The 20,014-nt window shown below is 47.8% G+C and carries 20 protein-coding genes; 5 read left to right on the top strand and 15 right to left on the bottom strand.

What is annotated here, in order from left to right; genetic code table 11:
* The 5 genes from MHH91_RS01560 to MHH91_RS01540 all read right to left on the bottom strand — a co-directional run bounded on the left by MHH91_RS01560 (position 1) and on the right by MHH91_RS01540 (position 4,321).
* On the bottom strand, positions 1-1,623 hold the full coding sequence (locus MHH91_RS01560) for a YceG family protein (protein WP_014471409.1): 1,623 nt from the start codon (positions 1,621-1,623) through the stop codon (positions 1-3).
* A 72-nt stretch (positions 1,624-1,695) separates the two neighbouring features.
* On the bottom strand, positions 1,696-2,469 hold the full coding sequence (locus tag MHH91_RS01555) for a TerC family protein (protein WP_013350930.1): 774 nt from the start codon (positions 2,467-2,469) through the stop codon (positions 1,696-1,698).
* A 38-nt stretch (positions 2,470-2,507) separates the two neighbouring features.
* Positions 2,508-3,086: a TerD family protein gene (locus MHH91_RS01550; RefSeq protein WP_013350929.1), complete on the bottom strand. Its 579-nt coding sequence runs from the start codon at positions 3,084-3,086 to the stop codon at positions 2,508-2,510.
* A 33-nt stretch (positions 3,087-3,119) separates the two neighbouring features.
* On the bottom strand, positions 3,120-3,701 hold the full coding sequence (locus tag MHH91_RS01545) for a TerD family protein (RefSeq protein WP_003156648.1): 582 nt from the start codon (positions 3,699-3,701) through the stop codon (positions 3,120-3,122).
* A gap of 23 nt (positions 3,702-3,724) precedes the next feature.
* Positions 3,725-4,321, bottom strand: coding sequence for a TerD family protein (locus MHH91_RS01540; RefSeq protein WP_013350928.1), 597 nt, complete (start codon positions 4,319-4,321; stop codon positions 3,725-3,727).
* A 274-nt stretch (positions 4,322-4,595) separates the two neighbouring features.
* Between MHH91_RS01540 and MHH91_RS01535 the strand changes: the two genes are divergently transcribed.
* Positions 4,596-5,591: an LLM class flavin-dependent oxidoreductase gene (locus MHH91_RS01535; protein WP_013350927.1), complete on the top strand. Its 996-nt coding sequence runs from the start codon at positions 4,596-4,598 to the stop codon at positions 5,589-5,591.
* A gap of 43 nt (positions 5,592-5,634) precedes the next feature.
* Here MHH91_RS01535 and MHH91_RS01530 read toward each other — a convergent pair whose 3' ends face one another.
* The 3 genes from MHH91_RS01530 to MHH91_RS01520 are packed head-to-tail and all read right to left on the bottom strand — an operon-like array spanning position 5,635 to position 8,141.
* Entirely contained in the window at positions 5,635-6,474 is an 840-nt protein-coding gene (locus MHH91_RS01530; protein ID WP_013350926.1) for a metal ABC transporter permease, read from the bottom strand.
* Positions 6,432-7,127, bottom strand: coding sequence for a metal ABC transporter ATP-binding protein (locus MHH91_RS01525; RefSeq protein WP_014469701.1), 696 nt, complete (start codon positions 7,125-7,127; stop codon positions 6,432-6,434). Before MHH91_RS01525 ends, MHH91_RS01530 begins: the two co-directional genes overlap by 43 nt.
* A 54-nt stretch (positions 7,128-7,181) precedes the next feature.
* Positions 7,182-8,141, bottom strand: a complete 960-nt coding sequence (locus MHH91_RS01520) for a metal ABC transporter substrate-binding protein (protein WP_013350924.1) — start codon at positions 8,139-8,141, stop codon at positions 7,182-7,184.
* Between the two features lie 208 nt (positions 8,142-8,349).
* Here MHH91_RS01520 and MHH91_RS01515 point away from each other — a divergent pair, with 208 nt between their 5' ends.
* Both MHH91_RS01515 and MHH91_RS01510 read left to right on the top strand, forming a co-directional pair.
* Positions 8,350-8,895: a PadR family transcriptional regulator gene (locus MHH91_RS01515; protein WP_013350923.1), complete on the top strand. Its 546-nt coding sequence runs from the start codon at positions 8,350-8,352 to the stop codon at positions 8,893-8,895.
* The gene (locus tag MHH91_RS01510; protein WP_013350922.1) at positions 8,896-9,390 is read left to right on the top strand and encodes a DUF4188 domain-containing protein; all 495 of its coding nucleotides are present in this window, start codon (positions 8,896-8,898) and stop codon (positions 9,388-9,390) included. It begins immediately after the preceding gene.
* On the opposite strand, the gene MHH91_RS01505 is transcribed toward MHH91_RS01510, so the two are convergent.
* From MHH91_RS01505 to MHH91_RS01495, 3 genes are all read right to left on the bottom strand, one after another.
* Entirely contained in the window at positions 9,375-11,054 is a 1,680-nt protein-coding gene (locus MHH91_RS01505) for a glycoside hydrolase family 13 protein (RefSeq protein WP_013350921.1), read from the bottom strand. The genes MHH91_RS01510 and MHH91_RS01505 overlap by 16 nt on opposite strands.
* Positions 11,055-11,137: 83 nt before the next feature.
* On the bottom strand, positions 11,138-11,917 hold the full coding sequence (locus MHH91_RS01500) for a glucose 1-dehydrogenase (RefSeq protein WP_013350920.1): 780 nt from the start codon (positions 11,915-11,917) through the stop codon (positions 11,138-11,140).
* 113 nt (positions 11,918-12,030) lie between these two features.
* On the bottom strand, positions 12,031-13,152 hold the full coding sequence (locus tag MHH91_RS01495; protein WP_013350919.1) for a response regulator aspartate phosphatase: 1,122 nt from the start codon (positions 13,150-13,152) through the stop codon (positions 12,031-12,033).
* A 109-nt stretch (positions 13,153-13,261) separates the two neighbouring features.
* Here MHH91_RS01495 and MHH91_RS01490 point away from each other — a divergent pair, with 109 nt between their 5' ends.
* Complete coding sequence (locus MHH91_RS01490; RefSeq protein ID WP_014469700.1) at positions 13,262-13,765, top strand: M15 family metallopeptidase; 504 nt, start codon at positions 13,262-13,264, stop codon at positions 13,763-13,765.
* Here MHH91_RS01490 and MHH91_RS01485 read toward each other — a convergent pair.
* Positions 13,762-15,120 (bottom strand): YcdB/YcdC domain-containing protein, encoded by a 1,359-nt coding sequence (locus tag MHH91_RS01485; protein ID WP_014469699.1) that lies wholly within the window; start codon positions 15,118-15,120, stop codon positions 13,762-13,764. The genes MHH91_RS01490 and MHH91_RS01485 overlap by 4 nt on opposite strands.
* 201 nt (positions 15,121-15,321) lie before the next feature.
* Positions 15,322-16,719, bottom strand: a complete 1,398-nt coding sequence (locus MHH91_RS01480; RefSeq protein ID WP_014469698.1) for a YcdB/YcdC domain-containing protein — start codon at positions 16,717-16,719, stop codon at positions 15,322-15,324.
* Between the two features lie 117 nt (positions 16,720-16,836).
* Here MHH91_RS01480 and MHH91_RS01475 point away from each other — a divergent pair, with 117 nt between their 5' ends.
* Positions 16,837-17,832, top strand: a complete 996-nt coding sequence (locus MHH91_RS01475) for a DUF5105 domain-containing protein (protein ID WP_013350915.1) — start codon at positions 16,837-16,839, stop codon at positions 17,830-17,832.
* A gap of 42 nt (positions 17,833-17,874) precedes the next feature.
* Here the strand turns inward: MHH91_RS01475 and MHH91_RS01470 are convergent, their stop codons facing one another.
* Both MHH91_RS01470 and MHH91_RS01465 read right to left on the bottom strand, forming a co-directional pair.
* On the bottom strand, positions 17,875-18,807 hold the full coding sequence (locus MHH91_RS01470) for an aldo/keto reductase (protein WP_013350914.1): 933 nt from the start codon (positions 18,805-18,807) through the stop codon (positions 17,875-17,877).
* 136 nt (positions 18,808-18,943) lie between these two features.
* A complete protein-coding gene (locus MHH91_RS01465) occupies positions 18,944-20,014 on the bottom strand; it encodes a helix-turn-helix domain-containing protein (protein ID WP_013350913.1) in 1,071 nt (356 codons plus the stop codon).

Below are 20,014 nucleotides of genomic sequence, written 5' to 3'. Positions count from 1 at the left end.
TTACTCTCCCTGCTTTTGCGTAATAGTTCTAAACAGCTTTCTTACGAGTGACGGCTCCTTATATTCCTGCCGAAACACCATGTCCTCCAGCCAATGGACATCAAATTGGCTTTCTTCTATATAATGCTCGATGTCCTGATGACCCGGCGGATTATACAAGATGATATCAACGCCGAATTTATTTAAAAACAAAAGAGCGGCCGCATCAGAACGCGTGAATTCGCCATTTTGTTCCGTATGATACAAAAGCAGCTTCGGAACGGTTTGGGCGTAATCAAACGTCTGAATCAATTGCAGCAGCGAAGCGGGCAGGTTCGTCGCCTGGCGGAACAAATAAATAGCGGCATCCCTTGCCTGCTCCCCTGGCAAAGCCTTCATTCCGGGGTTTCTGCACATGTCAGAAATCACATTGGCGATGGCGGTCTGCACCCCTGACGGGAGATGCTTGTACTGCCAGATGTTGCTTCTTTTCAGCCTTTCCGCGTCAATCGTTCCTTCTTCATTTAAGACTTGACTGTAATGATACTGGTAGTTGGCTTTCAGCTCTTCCGTAAACGGAAAACTGCGGATCATGTGTGTCTCCTGATAGTCCTCGGCGGTATGGAGCCTGTTCCAATATTCTTTCGTATCTTTGGAAACCCCCATTACTTTCGCAAAAAGGTTCGGAACGGCAACCCGCTCCCTGTCCGCTTTAAATTGCGGACGGATAAAGGCCCGCTCCTTCGCAATGAGAAATAACTCATCATACGTCGTTTTTAATGTCACGGACTGCGGGGTATGCTCTCTGAACTGCCAAGGCTTATACATCATTGACTCTTCATGGTTTAACACATGCTCAATTTCTTTGGTTGACCGGTAGGCCGCCGTGGAGGTTCTAACCGGTTTTTCTTTTGGAAAAGGCTCAAGGCCGCCTATTGCGGGGAGCTTTATCACAAAGCTGAGCTCCTCATCCGGATCAATCTCACTGAACAGATCTTCACCAGCCGGATGAAATAATAGGACATCACAGCCGACCAGCATTAAATAATAGAGAAAATAGAGCTGGCTTTTGGCAGCGTCTCCATACCACACCACCTTCGGCATCTCACGCTCTATATCGGCTTGTTCGAGCCATGGATTCAGGTGGTTCAGCGAAAACTTTGACACATCCAGGAGCACACGCCGGAAATCGGGATGATTCAGCCCGTTTTCATGCCGGCTTGCAAAGGTTTCCAAAAGCGTCATAAACGCGGTTCTCAGCCGGCGGTGCATAAGCGGATCGGGATGTTTGGCAAGCAGCCTGCCTCCGTCGAGAAACGCGACAAACCTGGAAACCGAAAGCCCTTTCTCCTTTTGATTGACCGTATGAATGTGCTGCAGCGCCTGAAACGTTTCAGGCGCGATGGTCTTATCCAGTGTTTCGCTCAATACATGAATGTTTTCATGAGAAGACAGCTCGAAAAGCGTATTGTAATATTCCGTCTCATCATAAGGAGTGCCTAAAATCCTGACGGCAAGGCGGGTAAAAGCCAGCCCGTTTTCCCGCTCGTAACCGGGGCGTTCCGGCAGCGGCTGCATCAGAAACGTTTCCCAGTCATCGTTTTCAAGCTCAGCCTTTCGGATCACCAATTCTTCCTGCCTCATCATCTTCCTCCTTTCTCTTCTTGATTATCGGTACAAAAAAGGAAGGAAATGAACTCTCCCTCCTTTTTGGTTTTATTCTTCTTTAGATGCAGCCGTCTGCTCCTGAACCTGCTTTTGTTTGTTGAAATAATGGATGACAAACGTCACCACAAACGCAGCGATGATGATTCCGAAGAACACCACGTGCGGCATTTCATAATCAAAAGCGCTCGCCGCCATTTTCACGGCGATAATCCCGATCAGCACGAAAGCCGTGTTTTCAAGCTCAGGGATTTTATCAATTAAAACAAGGAATACTTTTGCGACTGTACGCATCATGAGAATGCCGAGCATACCGCCGATCAAGAGCACCCACACTTTTTCCGATACCGCAAACGCGGCCAAAATGCTGTCAACAGAGAAGGCAAGATCCATCAGTTCCACTGAAACGACAGTGGCCCAGAAAATCCCGAACGTACGGACCATCCAAGAATTTTTCTTCATGCCTTCCGTATCGTCATCACCTTCTCCGATCCAGAAATGCTTAATGACGAGCCAAGCCAGGTACAGCGCGCCAAGCACTTTGATCCACCAGAACTTAATGAGCAGCATTCCGATTCCGATAAAGATAAAACGGAAAATATATGCTCCGAACAATCCGTACGTCAATGCTTTCTTTCGCTGTTTTTCAGGCAGATGCCTTACCATAACCGCAAGCACTAACGCATTGTCGGCCGACAGCAGGCCTTCCAGCAGAACCAAGGAACCGATCAGCCCCCATGATACAGGGTCAGTCAGCACCTCACCCCACATTTTCCAATCAAAAAAGGAAGCGTAGGTCGACATAATATGATGTAGAAAATCCAAGTTTTTTCCTCCTATTTAGTAAAACGGTAATTTCCTGCTTACACCTGCAAGCCGTAATTCCGGCACAGTGATGCCAGACCGCCGGAAAACCCGCTGCCGATGGCGTTAAATTTCCACTCAGCCCCATGGCGGTAAAGCTCACAAACGACAACCGCCGTTTCAATCGAGAAGTCTTCCCCTAAATCAAAACGAAGCAGTTCATTCTGGTTGTTTTCATCGACGACGCGCACGAACGCGTTCGAGACTTGTCCGAAATTTTGGCCGCGCGCTTCCGCGTCATGAATCGTGACGGTGATGCCGATCTTTTCTATATTTGCGGGTATTTTTGTGAAGTCGACGATAATTTGTTCATCGTCTCCATCGCCCTCACCCGTCCGGTTGTCTCCCGTATGGATGACGCCGCCGCTCGGATGTTCCAGGTTATTGTAAAAAACAAAATCAAGATCATTTACACAGTTGTCATGGGCATCGACCAGAAAAGCCGACGCATCAAGGTCAAAATCATGCCCTCCGGAGTACTTGTTCGTATCCCAGCCTAAGCCGATCACCGCTTTTGTAAGGCCTGGGTTCGTTTTTGTCAGATCAACACGCTGTCCTTTCGACAATTGAATAGCCATGTGCCGTCCTCTCCCTTCTGTGTTTTATATGGTTCAGCCGATTTGAAGGCCGTAATCTGTCGCAATACGGGCCAGTCCGCCTTGGTAGCCTGAGCCGATCGCGGAAAATTTCCATTCGCCGTTATGTCTGTAGAGCTCCCCTGCGATAATGGCTGTTTCGATTGAGAAATCTTCAGCCAGATCATAGCGGATCAGCTCTTCATTTGTTTCTTCATTAACAATGCGCACGAACGCGTTGGAGACTTGTCCGAAGTTTTGGCCGCGCGCTTCCGCTTCATGAATCGTGATGACAAATGAGATTTTGTCAATAGCGGCAGGCACCGCACTCAGGTTGACTCTTACGCTTTCATCGTCACCCTCGCCCTGGCCTGTCAGGTTGTCGCCTGAATGTGCGACGGAACCGTTTCCGCCTTCAAGCTGATTATAGAAAATGAAATCATCAGGCGACGCGCATCTTCCCGCTTCATTTAATAGAAAGACGCTGGAATCTAAATCAAAATCATGTCCGCCGTCGTATTTGTTTGTATCCCAGCCAAGGCCGACAACGACTTTAGAAAGACCCGGATTTGTTTTAGTCAAATCTACTTTTTGCCCTTTTGCCAATGAAATTGCCATGTGTGCACTCTCCTTTTTTTCGTTTAGGCGTATCGGTTAACGATATCGCCGATTTTTGTATCGTTTGTGCCTTCTCCTACTGCGGCGAATTTCCACTCGCCGTCCTGACGGTAGATTTCAGCCGCGATCAGGCTCGTCTTGCCTGAATAGTTATCTCTTAAATTGTAAGTCACCAATTCTTCGCGGTTAGATTGATCAACGACGCGGATGAACGCGTTTTGAATCATGCCGAAGTCCTGTTTGCGTCTGACGCAGTCATAAATATTGACGACAAATACAAGTTTATTAATCTGTGCGGGCACTTTCGCCAAGTCGATGAGAATTTGTTCATCATCGCCGTCGCCTTCTCCCGTCAGGTTGTCACCCGTATGTACGACACCGCCGCACCGGCTTTTCAGGTTGCCGAAATAGATGACGTTTTTGCTGTCTGTCATTTTATCATTTTCAAGCATCAGTACGGAAGCGTCACAGTCGATATTGGCACCGCCTCCGCCGAACAGCTTTCCGAAAAAGCCGCCCGATGATACAGGGTCCCAGCCCAATCCGACCAGCAGTTTTGACAGGCCTGCTTTTCCTTTTGTTAAATCAATTCGCTGTCCTTTTTGTAAAGAGATCGCCATATGATTCACTCCTATTCTGTAAGGGTGCCGATAAGCACGCCGCAAGTGCGCATTTTCACAAAATTCCGGGATAAGGATCCCGGTATTTATTAAGATATACGTCTTTTATTATATCAAAGTTTCATAAAACATAAGAATTTTTGACGAAAAACGGCGAAAATTCACTTTCTATATTCTCCTTCATTCCGGAGAGAATAGAGAAAACAAAGAAATTGACGGGGACGAACCATTTTTTCTATCCTTGTATCAATACATTCAGGAAAGGGGCAGACGAGTGATTGATTTAAGCATACTTGATCAGGCGCCCGTATCCAAAGGAAACGGGCCGCACGAGACGCTTCGCCATTCCGCGGAGCTCGCCCGCCTCAGCGAAGGATGGGGCTATAAGAGGTACTGGTTTGCCGAGCATCACGGCACAAGGGGGCTCGCAAGCGTGTCGCCGGAAATTATGATGGCTCATACCGCCGCGGCCACAACGTCCATCCGTATCGGCTCAGGCGGCGTTCTGCTGCCGCAGTACAGCCCCTATAAAGTCGCGGAAACATTCCGTCAGCTTGAGGCGCTGCATCCGAATCGTATTGACCTTGGGGTCGGACGCTCACCTGGCGGCACGACGAAAATCCGGCTCGCCCTCACAGACGGGGTCAAGAAAAGCATGACCGAGTTCAACAGACAGCTTCAGGATTTATCATCCTTTCTGACAGATTCTATCCCTGCGGATCATGATTATGCAGGAATAAAGACAGCGCCTTTGATTGAAACAGCCCCGCAGCTATGGGTGCTCGGCCTCGGAGAAAACAGCGCCAGACGCGCGGCTCAGCAGGGTGCGGGCTATGTTTTCGGCCATTTCATTAATCCGGAACGCGGGGAAAAAGCCTTTCAGATCTATCAGGATCATTTCCGGGCCTCCGCCCATTTTTCCGCTCCCGCCTCTCTCTGTGCCATTTTCGTCATATGTGCGGCTACGGATGAGAAAGCGGAAGAACTCGCGTTAAGCCAGGATTTATGGCTGCTTCGTGTCGGGAAAGGGGCCGACAGCCGTGTGCCGAGTGTTGAAGAAGCGAAGGCTTACCCGTATTCCCCGGAGGACCGTAAGCAGATAGAAGAAAACAGGAAGCGGATGGTGATCGGCTCTCCCGCCGCAGTCAGACGCCACCTGCTTGAACTGTCAGATCGTTATCAGACAAAAGAGATGATGGTGCTCTGCAACGTCTTTGACTTTGAAGCAAAAAAAGAATCATACGAACGTCTCGCTGATTTATTTCTATAAAAAAAGCCGTTAAACGGAGCGGCAGATGAGACTGCAGCCCCGCTTAACGGCGGTTTTTTCGTTCTTTTCCTTTTTTAAACGCATTCCAAATCCCCTGCAGCGTAAAGCCGAGCAGAAGCAGAATGATTAACAGTAGAGTAATTGACGGCCCCGGAGGCGTTCCGAGCTGGTAAGAAGACGTCAGCCCCGTGAACACACTGAACAGAGAAATGACAATGGCTGCCGTAAACACCCATTTAAACCCTTTGGCGATACGAATCGCAAAAGCCGCGGGCAATACGAGCAGCGCGGAAACGAGCAGCACGCCGATAATCGGAATAATGACCGAAATCGCAAGCCCCGTCACGATGCTGAAGGACATTGACAAGAGATTTGTGTTAATGCCTGATGTCTTCGCCGTCGCCTCATCAAAGGTAAGCAGATAGAGCGGTCTGTTTAAAATAATGAAATAAAGCAGAATCAGCAGGGTAATGCCGCCGATAATATAGACCTGCTGCTGGCTGACCGTCACAAGCGATCCAAATAAATATTGATCGATGCTCATCGACGCGCCGCCTTTTGACAGACTGATCAGAAACATCGCAAACGACAGCCCGGCCGCCATTAATATGGCGATAGAGACCTCTGAATATGTACGGTATGCCCGCCGCATGTATTCTATGCCGATCGCTCCGATCGTGACGACAACGATGCTCGCCGCCGTAATATTGGTACTGAGAAAAAAGCCGATGGCAACGCCGGACAATGAAATGTGAGACAGCGTATCCGCCATCAGCGCCTGTCTTCTCAGCACGAGATATACGCCTAATATCGGCGCCATAATTCCGATCATGCTTCCCGCTAGAAAAGCTCGTCGCATGAATTCCAAGTCAAACATTTCCATCCGCCTTTTTCCCCCCTCTCAAGCCGTATGACTTTATCCAGATACTGCTGGACTTCATTTTGTTCGTGTGTCACCATAACGACGGTGCGGTTGTGATTTTTTACCTGATGGTGCATAAATTCGTAGAAGCCCTGTCTGCTTTCATAATCAACCGCGGTTGTCGGCTCATCAAGCATCAGCAGATCCGGATTGCTCGCAAGCATTCTCGCAATGCAGATTTTCTGCTTCTGTCCGCCGGATAAGTCGCCGATTTTCCGGTTGCGGAAATCCCACATTTCCACCATCTTCAGCGCGTTTTCCACCTCGTGGTGATCCGTTTCGTTTAATCGTTTAAACCATTTCCCTTTCGTATAACGGCCAGATTGCACAAGCTCAAGAACCGTGCTCGGAAATCCTGCGTTAAATGAAGAAATCTGCTGCGGAACATAGCCGATTGTCAGGCGTTTTCCGGCGGCATTTTTTTTACTGATCTCGGCCGTTCCTTCCCAAGGTCTGAGCATGCCGAGCATGACTTTCATCAGCGTCGATTTTGACGCGCCGTTCGGCCCTGTAATGCCGACGAATTCGCCGCTTTTGATTTCCAGCGACACGCCGTCAAGCACGGGTGTATGCGAATAACCAAAAACGATATCCTGTAATGTAACGAGATTCATGCTGATCTTCCTTTCCCGCATAGAAATAGTGTGCACCCCGCGGCGCACACTATGTTATTTAACCAATAGCGAATCTTTCAGTGCATCGAGGTTTTTCTCCATAATGTCGATATAACCGATGCCTTTATCCCGTTCTTTTTGGCTTAAACCTTCCAGTGTATTGAGCACTTCCGTTTTCGCGCCGATTTCACCGGCAAGTGTATCTGCAACTTTAGGCGATGCGACTTCTTCAAAGTAGATGATCTTCACATCATGCTTTTTGGCAAACGTTTTGAGCTCTGCCAGTTTGGCCGGGCTCGGCTCTTCTTCAGGAGAAAGGCCTGCAATCGCGACCTGTTTCAAACCGTACTCTTTAGCTAAATAGCTGAATGCCGCATGCTGTGTGATCAATTCTTTTTTCGCCGCTTTATTTAATGTTGTACGGTATAGTTTATCAAGATCCTGCAGTTTTGCAATATATTCTTTACTGTTTTTCTCATAGTATGCTTTATTCTTCGGATCCTGTTTTACGATCTGCGCCGTAATGGTTTTGACCTCTTTTTGCGCAAGAACCGGGCTCAGCCAAACGTGAGGGTCCATGCTGTGGCTGTGGTCATGACCGCCGTGATCATGCTCCTCTTCCTCTTCATCCGAACCTTCGAGCAGGTCAATTCCTTTTGACGCCTTTACAAACTTCGCATGATCGGAGCCCATGCTTTTTTCCGCTGAGGGAACCCATGTCTCCATATATTCGCTGTTGTAAACGAAAAGATCGGCGTTTTGAATGCCGGCGATATCCTTCGGCGTCGGCTCCCAATCATGAGGTTCGACCGAAGACGGGATGAGCATGTCTACATCGCCTTTGTCTTTGACAATTTGTTTTGTGAATTCGTACATTGGATAAAAGGTTGTCACGACGTGCAGTTTGCCGTTTTTCGAAGAACCTGACGAACCTTTTGTAGATGAATTGCCGCAGCCCGCCGCAATTAAAAAGCATGCTGCAATGACAATGATTCCGCTCCATTTTTTAAACAAGCTCGTTTCCCCCTGTCCTGTAAATCAGAATGATGACGATTTCCGAACCGTACTTTGTACTTTCTCGTTCATTTGTTCCTATACCATAATAAAACGAAGTAATTACGTTTTGCAAGATATTTTTTGAAAAGAATTGATGTGTAGATATGTTTCCGTTATTATTATATCTAATTGATATATATCTATTGAATATATAGGAGGGTGAAAATTGAGTAAGAAATCTGATACTTATTACGCCTTACTCGGTTTAATAACAATAGGATGTCACACGGGTTATGAAATAAAGCAAATGATGGATCGGAGTTTGCAGCATTTTTGGACCATCAGCTACAGCCAGATTTATCCTAATTTAAAACGGCTTACAGAAGAAGGATTGCTGACGGTGACAACAACCGTTCAAGAAGACCGTCCTGACAAAAAAGAATACCACCTTACCCAAAAGGGTGAAGATGCATTACAGGATTGGCTGAACGAGCCGGTCAAGCAGCCAGCTGCCGAAAAAAATGAGTTGCTGCTGAAGCTTTTTTTCAGCGATAAACAAGACACTGCCTCAAATATCCGGATGATAGAGCACTATAAACTCCAGCTCAATATGAAATATGAACTGTATGAAACAATCGAACAATCACTTTTAAAACGGGATGGTATGGAGCTTAGGCTGTTTACTATTGACTACGGCAAACGAGTGACAGCGGCCGCGATCGAGTGGGCAGATGCCGTCATCAGCAAACTGCAAAAAGGAGATGAGCTTTAAATGAAAAAACAGATGATCACCGCTTCACAGGTAACAGCCCGCTCCAATGAAGAAACCGTCGTCTTTATTATCGGTGTTCGAATTAACAAATGGCCTTCAATACATCGCTGGCTTCCTGTTGTCCGAGCAATGACGCCAATGATTAAAGAATTGTATGCCAATAAGGAGCTCGGCTTTCTCTCTATGGAAATGTCCTGTACATTACGAAGCATTACACTGATCCAATATTGGCGCTCTTTTGATGACCTTATGTCCTACGCCAAAGGAGAAAAACATATGAAAGCATGGCGGCATTTTTATCAGCGCGCGGCCGCATCTCAAGCGGTCGGTATATACCATGAAACATATACAGTTCCCGCTGGCAGTTATGAATCCATCTATGTCAATATGCCGGCATTCGGTCTCGCCAAAGCAAAAGGAAGCATCCCCGTTACAAAAGAAACGAGGACGGCTGCCAAGCGGATCAAGACTGCTCAGGATCAGGCAAGCAGATAGACTCTTGTTTCATATGGACGGAATGTTATGCAGGAATCCGCGCTTCCGGCATTTTCATAGTTGCTGAGAAGCAGTTTCGCACTTCCAGGCTCGGAACCGTCCGGCCAATAAAAGGCGGCTTCTTCTTTTGATACATTGCTGATAGAGATGAGCTTTTGTCCGTTTGCCTGTCTTTCATACACAAACAGCTGCGGGTCATCAGGGAGCAGCAGCGTGTAGCTGCCTTTTATGACGTCAGCATACTGTTTTCGTAAACGGATCAGTTTTTTGTAAAAGTTCAATACGGAATCGGGATCATTCTCAGCCTCGGCTGCATTGATCGTTTTGTAATTGGGATTGACCTTCAGCCACGGTTCTCCTTCTGTAAATCCGGCATTTCGGCTTCCGTCCCACTGCATCGGTGTACGGGCATGGTCGCGGCTTTTCGCCATGATGGACGCCATGACTTCCTCTCTGTCACGGCCCATTTCAAATACCCTTTTGTGATACATATTGACGGTCTGAATATCCTGATAATCCTCGATCCTGTCAAACGGAGCGTTTGTCATACCGAGTTCTTCTCCCTGATAAATGTACGGCGTGCCTTTCATGAAATAAAGCAGGGCGGCAAGCATTTTGGCGGATGCTTTGCGGTATTTGCCTTCGTCTCCGAACCGGGATACGATCCGGGGCTGGTCATGATTGCACCAATACAGCGTATTCCAGCCTTGGTGCTCAAGTTTTTTCTGCCAGTCTGTGAGCACTTTCTTCAAGTCAGACAGCTCAAGCGGCTTTACATCCCAATGCTCTTGTCCCGGCTTCTGATCAAGCTCCATATGCTGAAAATGAAAAATCATATTCAGCTCATGCTCATCGGTTCCCGTGTAGACCAGCCCTTCCTCAGGCGTCACTGATCCGGCCTCGCCGACCGACATCACGTCATATTTGGAAAATACCTCTTTCGTCATTTCTTTTAAGTAATCATGTATCCGTGCTCCGTTTGGCCGGAAAGGCTTCGGATCAGCCCGGCGAGCGATATAATCTTCATACGGCGGCAGGTATTCTTTTTTTGACAGAAGATGGAGCTGGTCAATACGCAATCCGTCCACGCCTTTATCGAGCCAGAATCTCATCATCTCGTACACTGATTGCCGCATTTCGGGATTTTCCCAATTCAGATCGGCTTGTTTGACGGCGTTCATATGCAGGTAATATTCACCTGTATGCTCTTCGTACTGCCAGACGGATTGTCCGTAATCCGACACCCAATCGGTCGGCGGGCCGTCTGCGGTGCCCGGCCGCCAAAAATAATATTTACGGTATTTGCTGTTCGGATTCATTTCCGCTTCTTTGAACCAAGGATGCTCTGTGGATGTATGATTTAAGACGAAATCCATCACAAGCTTTAATCCGCGGCTGCGGCATTCCGTAAGCAGATCGTGAAAGTCCTCCATCGTTCCGTAAGATTTCATAATCGCTTGATGATCCGTCACGTCGTAGCCGTTATCGACGTTTGGCGACGGGTAAATCGGGCAGATCCATATCACATCAGCGCCAAGTTCTTTTATGTAATCGAGACGCGCGATAACCCCCCGCAGGTCGCCTATGCCGTCGCCGTTCGTGTCTTGGAAGCTTCGCGGATAGATTTGATAGACAACGGCGTCTTTCCACCAGTCATTCGCCATCTTGTGATCCCCCTGTTTTTTTAGGGAACCATTTCCTTTATGATCCTTCCCTAAACAAAAAAGAGAAGGTTTCCCCTCCTCTTTTACCTTTCCAGCTGAGACGGATAAAGCGTCATGCCTCCGTCGACGAAAAGTGTCGTTCCGGTCACGTATCTTGCTTCTTCCGACACCATCCATGCGGCGGCCGCGGCGACTTCTTCCGGTTTTCCGAAGGCGTTCATCGGAATTTTTTTCAGCTGGGTCTGTTTGTGTGTTTCATCTTGCAGATCCTCATTGGACTCCGTGGCGATCGTGCCGGGAGCGATGGCATTTACCCGGATGCCTTTGTCTGCGTAATTGAGCGCCATCGTTTCCGTCATCATTTTGATCCCGCCTTTTGATGTTGCGTACTGCACGTTTTCAGGACGCGGTATTTGCTGATGGACGCTCGATATGTTTAAGACCGTTCCTTTTGTCCCGCGCTGGAGCATATGGTTAAGGGCCGCTTTCGCCCCCAAAAAGGTGCCGGTCACGTTGACGTCGATGACCTTTTGCCAATCTTCCAGGCTCATTTCATGGGGCATCGCTTCGGCGCCATTAAAGCCGGAGTTGTTGACCATCACATCCACACCGCCGAAGTGCTCTTGTGCGGCATCAAACAGCGCCTGAATCCCTTCTTCTGAAGATACATCGGCTTTTACGGTGACAGCTCGGCCTCCCGCTTTCTCAATGAAGTCAGCCGCTTCATCTGCTCCGGCGGAATCACCGAGGTAGTTCACAACTACATTCATCCGCTCCTTGCCGAAGCGTTCGGCAATGGCCTTTCCGATTCCTTTCGAAGAACCTGTTACGATCGCTGTTTTTCCCTGTAAATCCTGATACATTGTCTCATTTCCTCCCTGATGTTAATACAGAGCATGTACCCGGTTTTGACCGGCTGAAAACAGAAGGGATCATAAAAAGAACGACGAAACCGAAGCTCCCCCGTTCTTTTTCATTATGCGTAATTGTTCATTTGCAGCCTTTTTTGCACGCCGACAAGCCTGCTGAAAAAATAAGATGCCGCTTTGTAGTTCTCCCGTTTATGAAAGAAATGAGCCGCGTCCTGAAGCAGTTCCTCAGTGTCGGCCAACAGCTCCTTTGATTCCAGAATGTCAAAATACTCTTTGAGCGAATCCTGTCCGCCGTCACCCTGATAAAGCTCCTTAATCAGACGGAATTTTGTCATATAGATCTCGTCTTCCCACTCCGCCGCGCTTTTCATGCCCCGCGCATAGCTGGCGGCGGCGTCACTGTATCTTTCCGTTTTAAAGTAGATATGCGTGAGTGAAAAAACAGCCTGGATGACCTGCTGGAAGCTGTGCGCTTCAAAACCGGCAGCCGCTCGTTCAAAGTCTTCCGCCGCCTTGCAAAAGTCACCCAAACTGTACATACAGTGCCCGATATTATAATAGGCCGCAGCAATCATATAGTGATCATCAAGCCGCTCCGCGTGCTCCAAGGCGCATTCAAGGTATTCCAGCGCTTTTTCATGCTGCTGGGCGTCCATCAGGTTACCGGCAATGATAAATTTGCACTGCACCCTTCTCATTCCGTATAATTCATATTTCTTGTAAATATCAAGCGCCTGTCCCGCGTAATTCATCGAAAAGAAAGTCTGCTTGATATGATAGTACACTTCAGAAATTTTATACAGAAACTCGGCTTTCTCTATGTCATCTTCCACATATTCTAGTTTTTCCTCAGCCCGTTTATAATGAGAAATCGCTGAGATGAAGTTTTTCTGCTTAAATTCATACATTCCCCTGAAATAGTAAAAATAATATTCCAGTAAGCCGGTCAGCTTTTGCTGGTTCATCTCAATCTCAGTGAGCATTTCAGAGAACGGAGGCTGGCAGTCGCCGTCTTTCATGGGTTTTAATTTATCCAGCATGATGCGATGCCTAAATTCCATCAATGAAAAATACAATAATAAATCCTGATTTTCTTCCATATCTTCGAGTTCATATTGAATCTCCCGCTTCAGCGCTTCAGCTTTATCGGCTTCAAACGCGCGGATCAGCTTATACCATTCATTCATCTTTACGGCTACTTCTTCAGATGGAATCTTGGATTTCATAGATTTGCCTCCTTCCTCCGGCTACTAATTATGTTATATTTTATCATAGCAAATTTATGACAGTGAGCAAACAAAGATTTTAATCAATTAAAGAAAGAGAGAATTCACCATGAGATTACCAGTCAGAATAGCATTGCTTTTGATCCTCTTCTTTTCCGCGGACCTATGTTTTTCCTATGTGCAGAAAGAGCTGAGGCCGCAAACGGCGTTACAAGAGAGGGGCATTCCAAATGCTCTTCATCCGCTCGTTAAACAAAATGCGGAATTATTGCAGACGGCCGCTCTGAAAAAAGGCATCACCGTCGTGATTACAGAGGGTTTCAGATCAATTGAGGAACAAAACGAATTGTACCGTCAAGGACGTTCAAAAAAAGGAAATATCGTCACCTACGCAAAAGGCGGAGAATCATATCACAATTACGGCCTTGCCATCGACTTCGCCCTGCAAAAAAAGGATGGCAGCCTGATTTGGGATATGACGTACGACGGAAACCAAAACGGCAGGCCCGATTGGCTTGAGGTCGTATCGATTGCCAAAACGCTCGGTTTTGATTGGGGAGGCGATTGGAGAAACTTTAAAGATTATCCTCATTTACAAATGATCCCTGGCTAATAAAACCTTTTCTTTTTTTGCTTATGCGCATCAATATACGGAGGATATACAGGCCTGTACACAAGCTTATATCCTTCATTGCCGGACGGCGTAAAATCGCGCTGCCACTCCAGCTGCAGATGAAAATCAGATAAAAAAGCGGACTTTGCTTCTTCGATAGTAACGGCCGGCACCGGATTGATCTGCTCTAACTGCTCCGGATCAATATCAGGCGCCATGTAAGCTTCCACAAGCCCGGTTACGGGACTGACAAGTATTCTCGCAGCACCGAACCGAAGCGGAATATCCCGATGCCATACGGAAAAATGGTAGCGGAACCGTCCCCTCCCGTCCGTTTTCAGCGGATTCATTTTAAAAAACTCGTCCGCTCTCGGGTAAAGCTTGTATAAAAATTGAAGCGCGGTTTCCTCGCATTCTTCAGCTGAATAAAAGGCCGGGCCCTCATGCTCAATAAAAGATTTAAAGGCTGTCATCTTCCCTGTCTTTTTGTCCGTTTTCATCTTCATTGTATTTTTGTTGCTGCTTTCAAAATAGCTTTCTATACTCAAATCTTTCCGTTCCGGGACTGCCCCTTTCCGCCATGTCGTTCCGATCTCATCCCCGAGATCGCGCCGGCGCGTCTGAATCATATCCGCGGTAAATCCCATCAATTCATCGATGCTGACTTCCCGTTTATGTTCAAGCGCGGGAAGCGGTTTTGCCGATTCGTTCCTGTCCTCGCAAAACGGCTGATCCGGCACGATATCATCTTCTCCGGCCGGATAGCTGTAAGCCGGGAGAATCGGTTCGTAGACAAGGCGCGGCGTTTTCTCAAAATTGACAACGTCATAGACGAGACTGAAGGTCAGCCCGCTCATATAATGCGAGATCACCTTCTCCTGATCGACGAAGGTTTCCGGGACGGGCGCTTCACCCTTATCCCCGTAATAGAGAAACTGCACGATGAAGCCGCTCTCGGTTACATCAACGAAAAAACCCGAATCGGGGAGCGGCCGGCCGAGCACTTTTTTTGTATAGATGAAACGGATGCACCCATTTCGTTCTTCCCTCGCCTGAAAGGTGAACTTCATAAAAGTAAGCGGGCGGTGTCTGGCCGCAAACCGCAGAGCCGTCAGCTTTAATTCGGCGTCTGACAACTGAAGGTCTGAACCCGGACAGTCATTGCGTGAATATGTAAGCAAAGATCCGTCGCCGCCCAGCTCAATCGTTACCGTTTTTTCCGGATGGTTACGATCTTTCCATATATAATAGGCTCTCGTTTTTTGTTTTTCATCAAAGTCTTCTATTTCAAGCTCATAGTGCGGCGGTATGTTCCCAATCTCCAGCGCTTTTTTTCTCAGATGTTCTTTCAGCAATGGGGTCATCCTTTCAGGAAGAGTGTATAAAAAAGAACTGTTTTTTATTATATAAAAATGACCTTATTCTTTTAAAGGGAAGAAAGTGCCTTTTATGTGTCTATTTTTAGCAAAGAGGGGAAAGAGCCGTATTCAGGGCGGTTATTTTTCATACAAATGTCACATGTCACTTAAAACCCCCAAACCGAACACCTATGACCTTCAGCCTATTAAACTCATGATCGCTTCCCCCGTATGCGCCTCAATAAACCGCGGGAAAACCGGCTTGTATACGAGCCTGTACACATTTCTGCCGCTGCCGTCATCGTAACGGTCCCAAGCGAGCTCTGCTTTGATATTCCGGCGAATCGCATCCTTCGCCTCTTCCATTGTCAATGAAGGAACGGGATCGATATTCTCAAGCTCTTTCGGATCAATTTCCGGCGGCATATAAAAAGTGACAAGACCCGTCTTTTTGCTGACACAGATTCTTCCTTCTCCGAATCGCAAATCAACGCCGCCCGAACAGGCCTTATATGTAAGTCCCGCGTTTTCTCCTTCATCATCCGGCTCATCATATTGAACCCGGAAATACTGATCCGCTTCCGGAAACATGGCGAATAAAAAGCGGATGGCCATGTGATGGCATTCTTCCTCGGAAAACACCGGTTCGCCTTCTTCTTGTATAAATGACATCACCCCGGTGAGCCGGCCTGATTCTTTATCATACCTTGTTTTCAATACATGTTCATTCCGCTCTTTAAACAGACTTTCAAAGCTTTTATCTTCCCGTGCGGATTTTGTTTTTTCACGACGCCACGCTATGCCGATGCAGCCGTCCCCAAGATCGCTTTCCCTATCTTTATAAAAACCGTCATGCAGCCCGATCATGTCATTGATGCTCATCTTTTCCGCTTCAGGTTCAGGGCGTGAAATCGAGACATACGGCCGCGTGTTGTGTTCCAGCTCTTCATACTCTTCTATTTCTTCATTCTCTTCCTTCAGGTCAGCAGATATCGGCCGCGTCGGAGACACGATTTCATAGACGAGATGGGGCTTGTCATCCCCCTGCACATAGACGGACTGATGCAGTACGGTGAACAACAGCTCTGCTTCAATCTGTTTGACAAAATGAGCCGATGCTTCCCGCTTGTCCGCAATTGTCCCGGGTCTTAACAGATCATCGGCCTTCCCTTGGTACGAAAAGCCGGTTACTTCCCCTGTCACAGCTAGGTCGACGTAAAACCCGGTCAGCGGAAGCGGCAGACCGTAAGCCATCTGAACATAGGAATATCTTACATCACCATCATTTACGGAGCTTTTTTTCTCCAATTCGAACTCAGCCAATGCCCCCGGACGATGGGTTTCTAAAAACGCCCGCATCCGTTCTTCTATGTCCGTTTCCAAAAGAGGAGCAAGATCAGTCCGGAAAGCCGGACGGGATAAGTATTTCAGTTTTCCGTCCGGTTCCAATTCGACCATGATGCCGGCTTCCGGATCGTTCTTGTCTTCCCACCAAAACAGAACCTCATCTTCCTGGTATTCTTCCACATTACTCTCGTAGCCAGGAGGTACGTTTCCGATTCTGAGAGCCAGCTGTTTCAATTCTTCTTTCTTCATCATAACACTTCCTTTTCTTCCAAAAAGATCAAGACTCTTTTATACAAAACTAGTATAATTAACCTGTTCATCTATATGACTATTGAATCAACCATCATAACAACAGGGGGTAACAAGATGTCCATTAAAAAAATGAGCGCCGTGTTTTTCATTTTGCTTCTCACGGCATTTACCGCCGCTTGCAGCAGCGAAACAAGCGGCGGCAAGGAAAGCGGCACGGCGAAAGTAAAAATAAAAGATACGGCCTGGGTGACTTCAGACGATGCTGAACACCCGACCGCACTGAAAGTAACGGTCACTGTCAAAAATACGGGCAATGATCCGCTTACCGTCAAAAGCAGCGACTTCTCGCTTTATCAGAATGACGCGAAAACAGCTGCGGCCGATAAGGAAGACCGGATGCAAAGCGGCACGCTTCATGCGGACAAGACAGTGACGGGAAGTCTGTACTTCACGGCTGACGAAGGCAAATCATATGAATTGGTATATCAGCCGCAGGCAAAAGACGCGAAGCCTTTATCTTATAAACTGAAAGTCAAAGGCACAGCTCCGAAAGCAAAACCCGATCCGGCGGACGCATTATCCGCATACATTGATGTGATGCTGTACGGCCGGCATAATAAAGATTTCACCCGCCTGACCGGTGTAAATGAAAAAATGACAGCCGCCGCATACCAGGAATCGGCGAAAGCGAGCTTTATCGCTTCAGCAGGCATTTCGAAGGAACAAGCCGACTCAAAAGCCATTTCCGCTATTATTGACGCCATGTCATCAGCGCTGCGTGATCACACAGAACTCAAGGTGCAAACCAAATCCATGTCAGACGGCAAAGCCGTCCTGGAAGCAAAAGTGACGCCGCTTGATATGTCTCCGCTTGCAGGCCGGCTGCAAGACCGTGTGCAGGACTATGCCGGAAAGCATCCCGATGCTGATGAAAACGAAATTGTCAGCCATCTGCTTTCTGTCTATCCAGAAGAGTTTATGCGCCTGAAACCGGCTTCTTCTTCCGTGACGAAAGAAATCGAAATGAAGAAAAACGCCCGCGGCCAGTGGTATTTGGACACAGACGCCGACCTGGAAGGATTGACAGAAGCGTTTTTGAAAACGTCCTGACAGCAAGAAAGGAAATAGCGCAGGCTATTTCCTTTTTTATTTTCACTTGAAGATGTCACTGATATATTGAACCTCGTCTTCGGTTAATTGCACATCAAGCGCGCCCAGATTGTGTTTCAGCTGGTCAGGGCGTTTGGCTCCGGGAATAATCGCATCCACAGCCGGCTGCGAGAGAAGCCATGCGAGTGCGATATGCGCTGCAGGCACGCCTTTTTCTTCCGCAACGGCCTTCAGCTTATCCACTCTCTCCAAGTTTTGCTGAAAAGCTTCTCCCTGAAACGGCGGCCTGTTCTTTCGGCTGTCCTCAAAGACTGTGTCTTTTGTGAACTTTCCTGTCAGCAAGCCGGAAGCAAGCGGGAAATAAGGGATGAAGGAAATGCCGTTCTTTTCACAGTAAGGCAGCAGATCTTTTTCCGCCTCGCGCTGAATCAGTGAATATTCCGATTGAAAAACCTCTAAATAGCCGTCAGCGTTGAACTCCTGCAATTGCCGGAAGCTGAGATTGGAGGCGCCGATTGCTCTGATTTTCCCTTCGTCCTTCAGTTCTTTCAGCGTGCCGGCCACTTCGGCCAGCGGTGTTTTGCCGTCAGGGAAGTGAACGTAATACAAATCAATCACATCTGTTTTCAGCCGCTTCAGGCTTTTTTCCGCCTCACTCCGAAGAAATTCACGGCTGTTGTCCAGCTCAATTTGTCCGTTGACCTCTTTATGCGCACCCTTTGACGCAATCACGAGGCTGTCCCGCACGCCGCGCTCTGCGACAACTTCACCGATTAACTCTTCGGAACGTCCCAAGCCGTATATAAACGCCGTATCAATAAAATTGACGCCGCCATCCAAAGCTGTGCGGATGAGTTCTTTTCCCGTTTCATCATTAAGATTCGGAAACAGGTTATGTCCTCCGACCGCATTTGCGCCAAAGCCGATACGCTTTACCCGTAAATCCGTCCTGCCCAGCGCACGTGTCTCATCCATGGTTCCATCCCCTTCCTGTTATCGCTCTTTTTATTATTAGATAGCCGGCAGGAATTATCCTTCCTGAGGGCGCATCAATAGAAAAAACCTTGAAAAGCGTTTGCCCTTCAAGGTTTTTTTGCCGTCTATTAAGATATTAAGATGTCAGAGCCGCGGCGAAGCGATCAGCTTCATCCTGCATAGCGCCTTCAATTTCTTTGTAGCGGCTGGAAATCGTTGATGCGCTGACGCCGTACTTCTTCGCAAGCTTGGCTTGAGAAACGGACGCGCCGTTCAGAGAAATGCTGTTCACATAATATTCGACCGCTGCCGCGAAGGCTTCCGGCTTTCTGATCGTCGGTGTTTTTTTGACACAGAATGTTTTCCACAGATCAATAACGGCCGGAACCAGCTCAGCCGGGTATTCATCCCCGCTCAGACCTTTTTCAATGGCGTCCGCCGTTTCCTTCTCCATGTCATTCGCCCACTCCGCCTGTGTTTCTTCAGCAGCCGGCTTCGGCTCTTCCGCCGTTCCTAAAAGAGCGGCCAGCACAGTGTCGAAGTTCTCCTGCATAAAGCGTTCAGGCGATTTTCCTTCCGCAAGGGCCGGGGCCGCCGCCTTTTTCACTTTGCTGATCAAAGCTTCGGTCCGCTTCACAGGGAAGATCGTAAACTGCATGAAGAACTCCGCTTTTTCCGCTTCGTGGATCGGATAGCCGAGAATCAGGCTTCCCGCCGGCGGAAGATCCTGCTGGCTGACGTCCATTTCCACTTTGAATTGTTTTTTCGTCATGACATCTTCAAAGTGAATCATTCCTTCTTTCACATCTTCAAGCACCATAACGGCAGGTGTCATGCTTTTCCATGATTCAACGATTTCCCGAGTTTTCGGGCGGTTGATGCCGCCGGCTTTTTTCTGAAGATATTCTTCAAAAATCGTCTTGCCGCCTGCCAGCGGCCGGAAGAAAATTCCCCAGATGCCAAGGTTGAAGACGCCGATGTCTTTTGTCTGTCTGTCCAGCTCCGTAATGAACTCGTGCTGGTTAATAAATGATGAAATGCCGTCTCTATGTGCTGTAAAGGCGTACTCCATTAGGCTTTCCTGAATCTGTTTCGCTTCTTTTGCCGCGATGTCTGCCGGAATGTCAGCTGCTTTACTTCCGCAGCATTTTTTATATTTCTTCCCGCTGCCGCATGGGCAAGGGGCATTTCTTTTCACTTTTCCCAC

This window comes from Bacillus sp. FSL K6-2819 (assembly GCF_038008305.1).
Classification (GTDB): domain Bacteria; phylum Bacillota; class Bacilli; order Bacillales; family Bacillaceae; genus Bacillus; species Bacillus amyloliquefaciens.
Note: the sequence above shows the minus strand (reverse complement) of the source record. Positions and strands in the feature narration are given on the sequence as shown.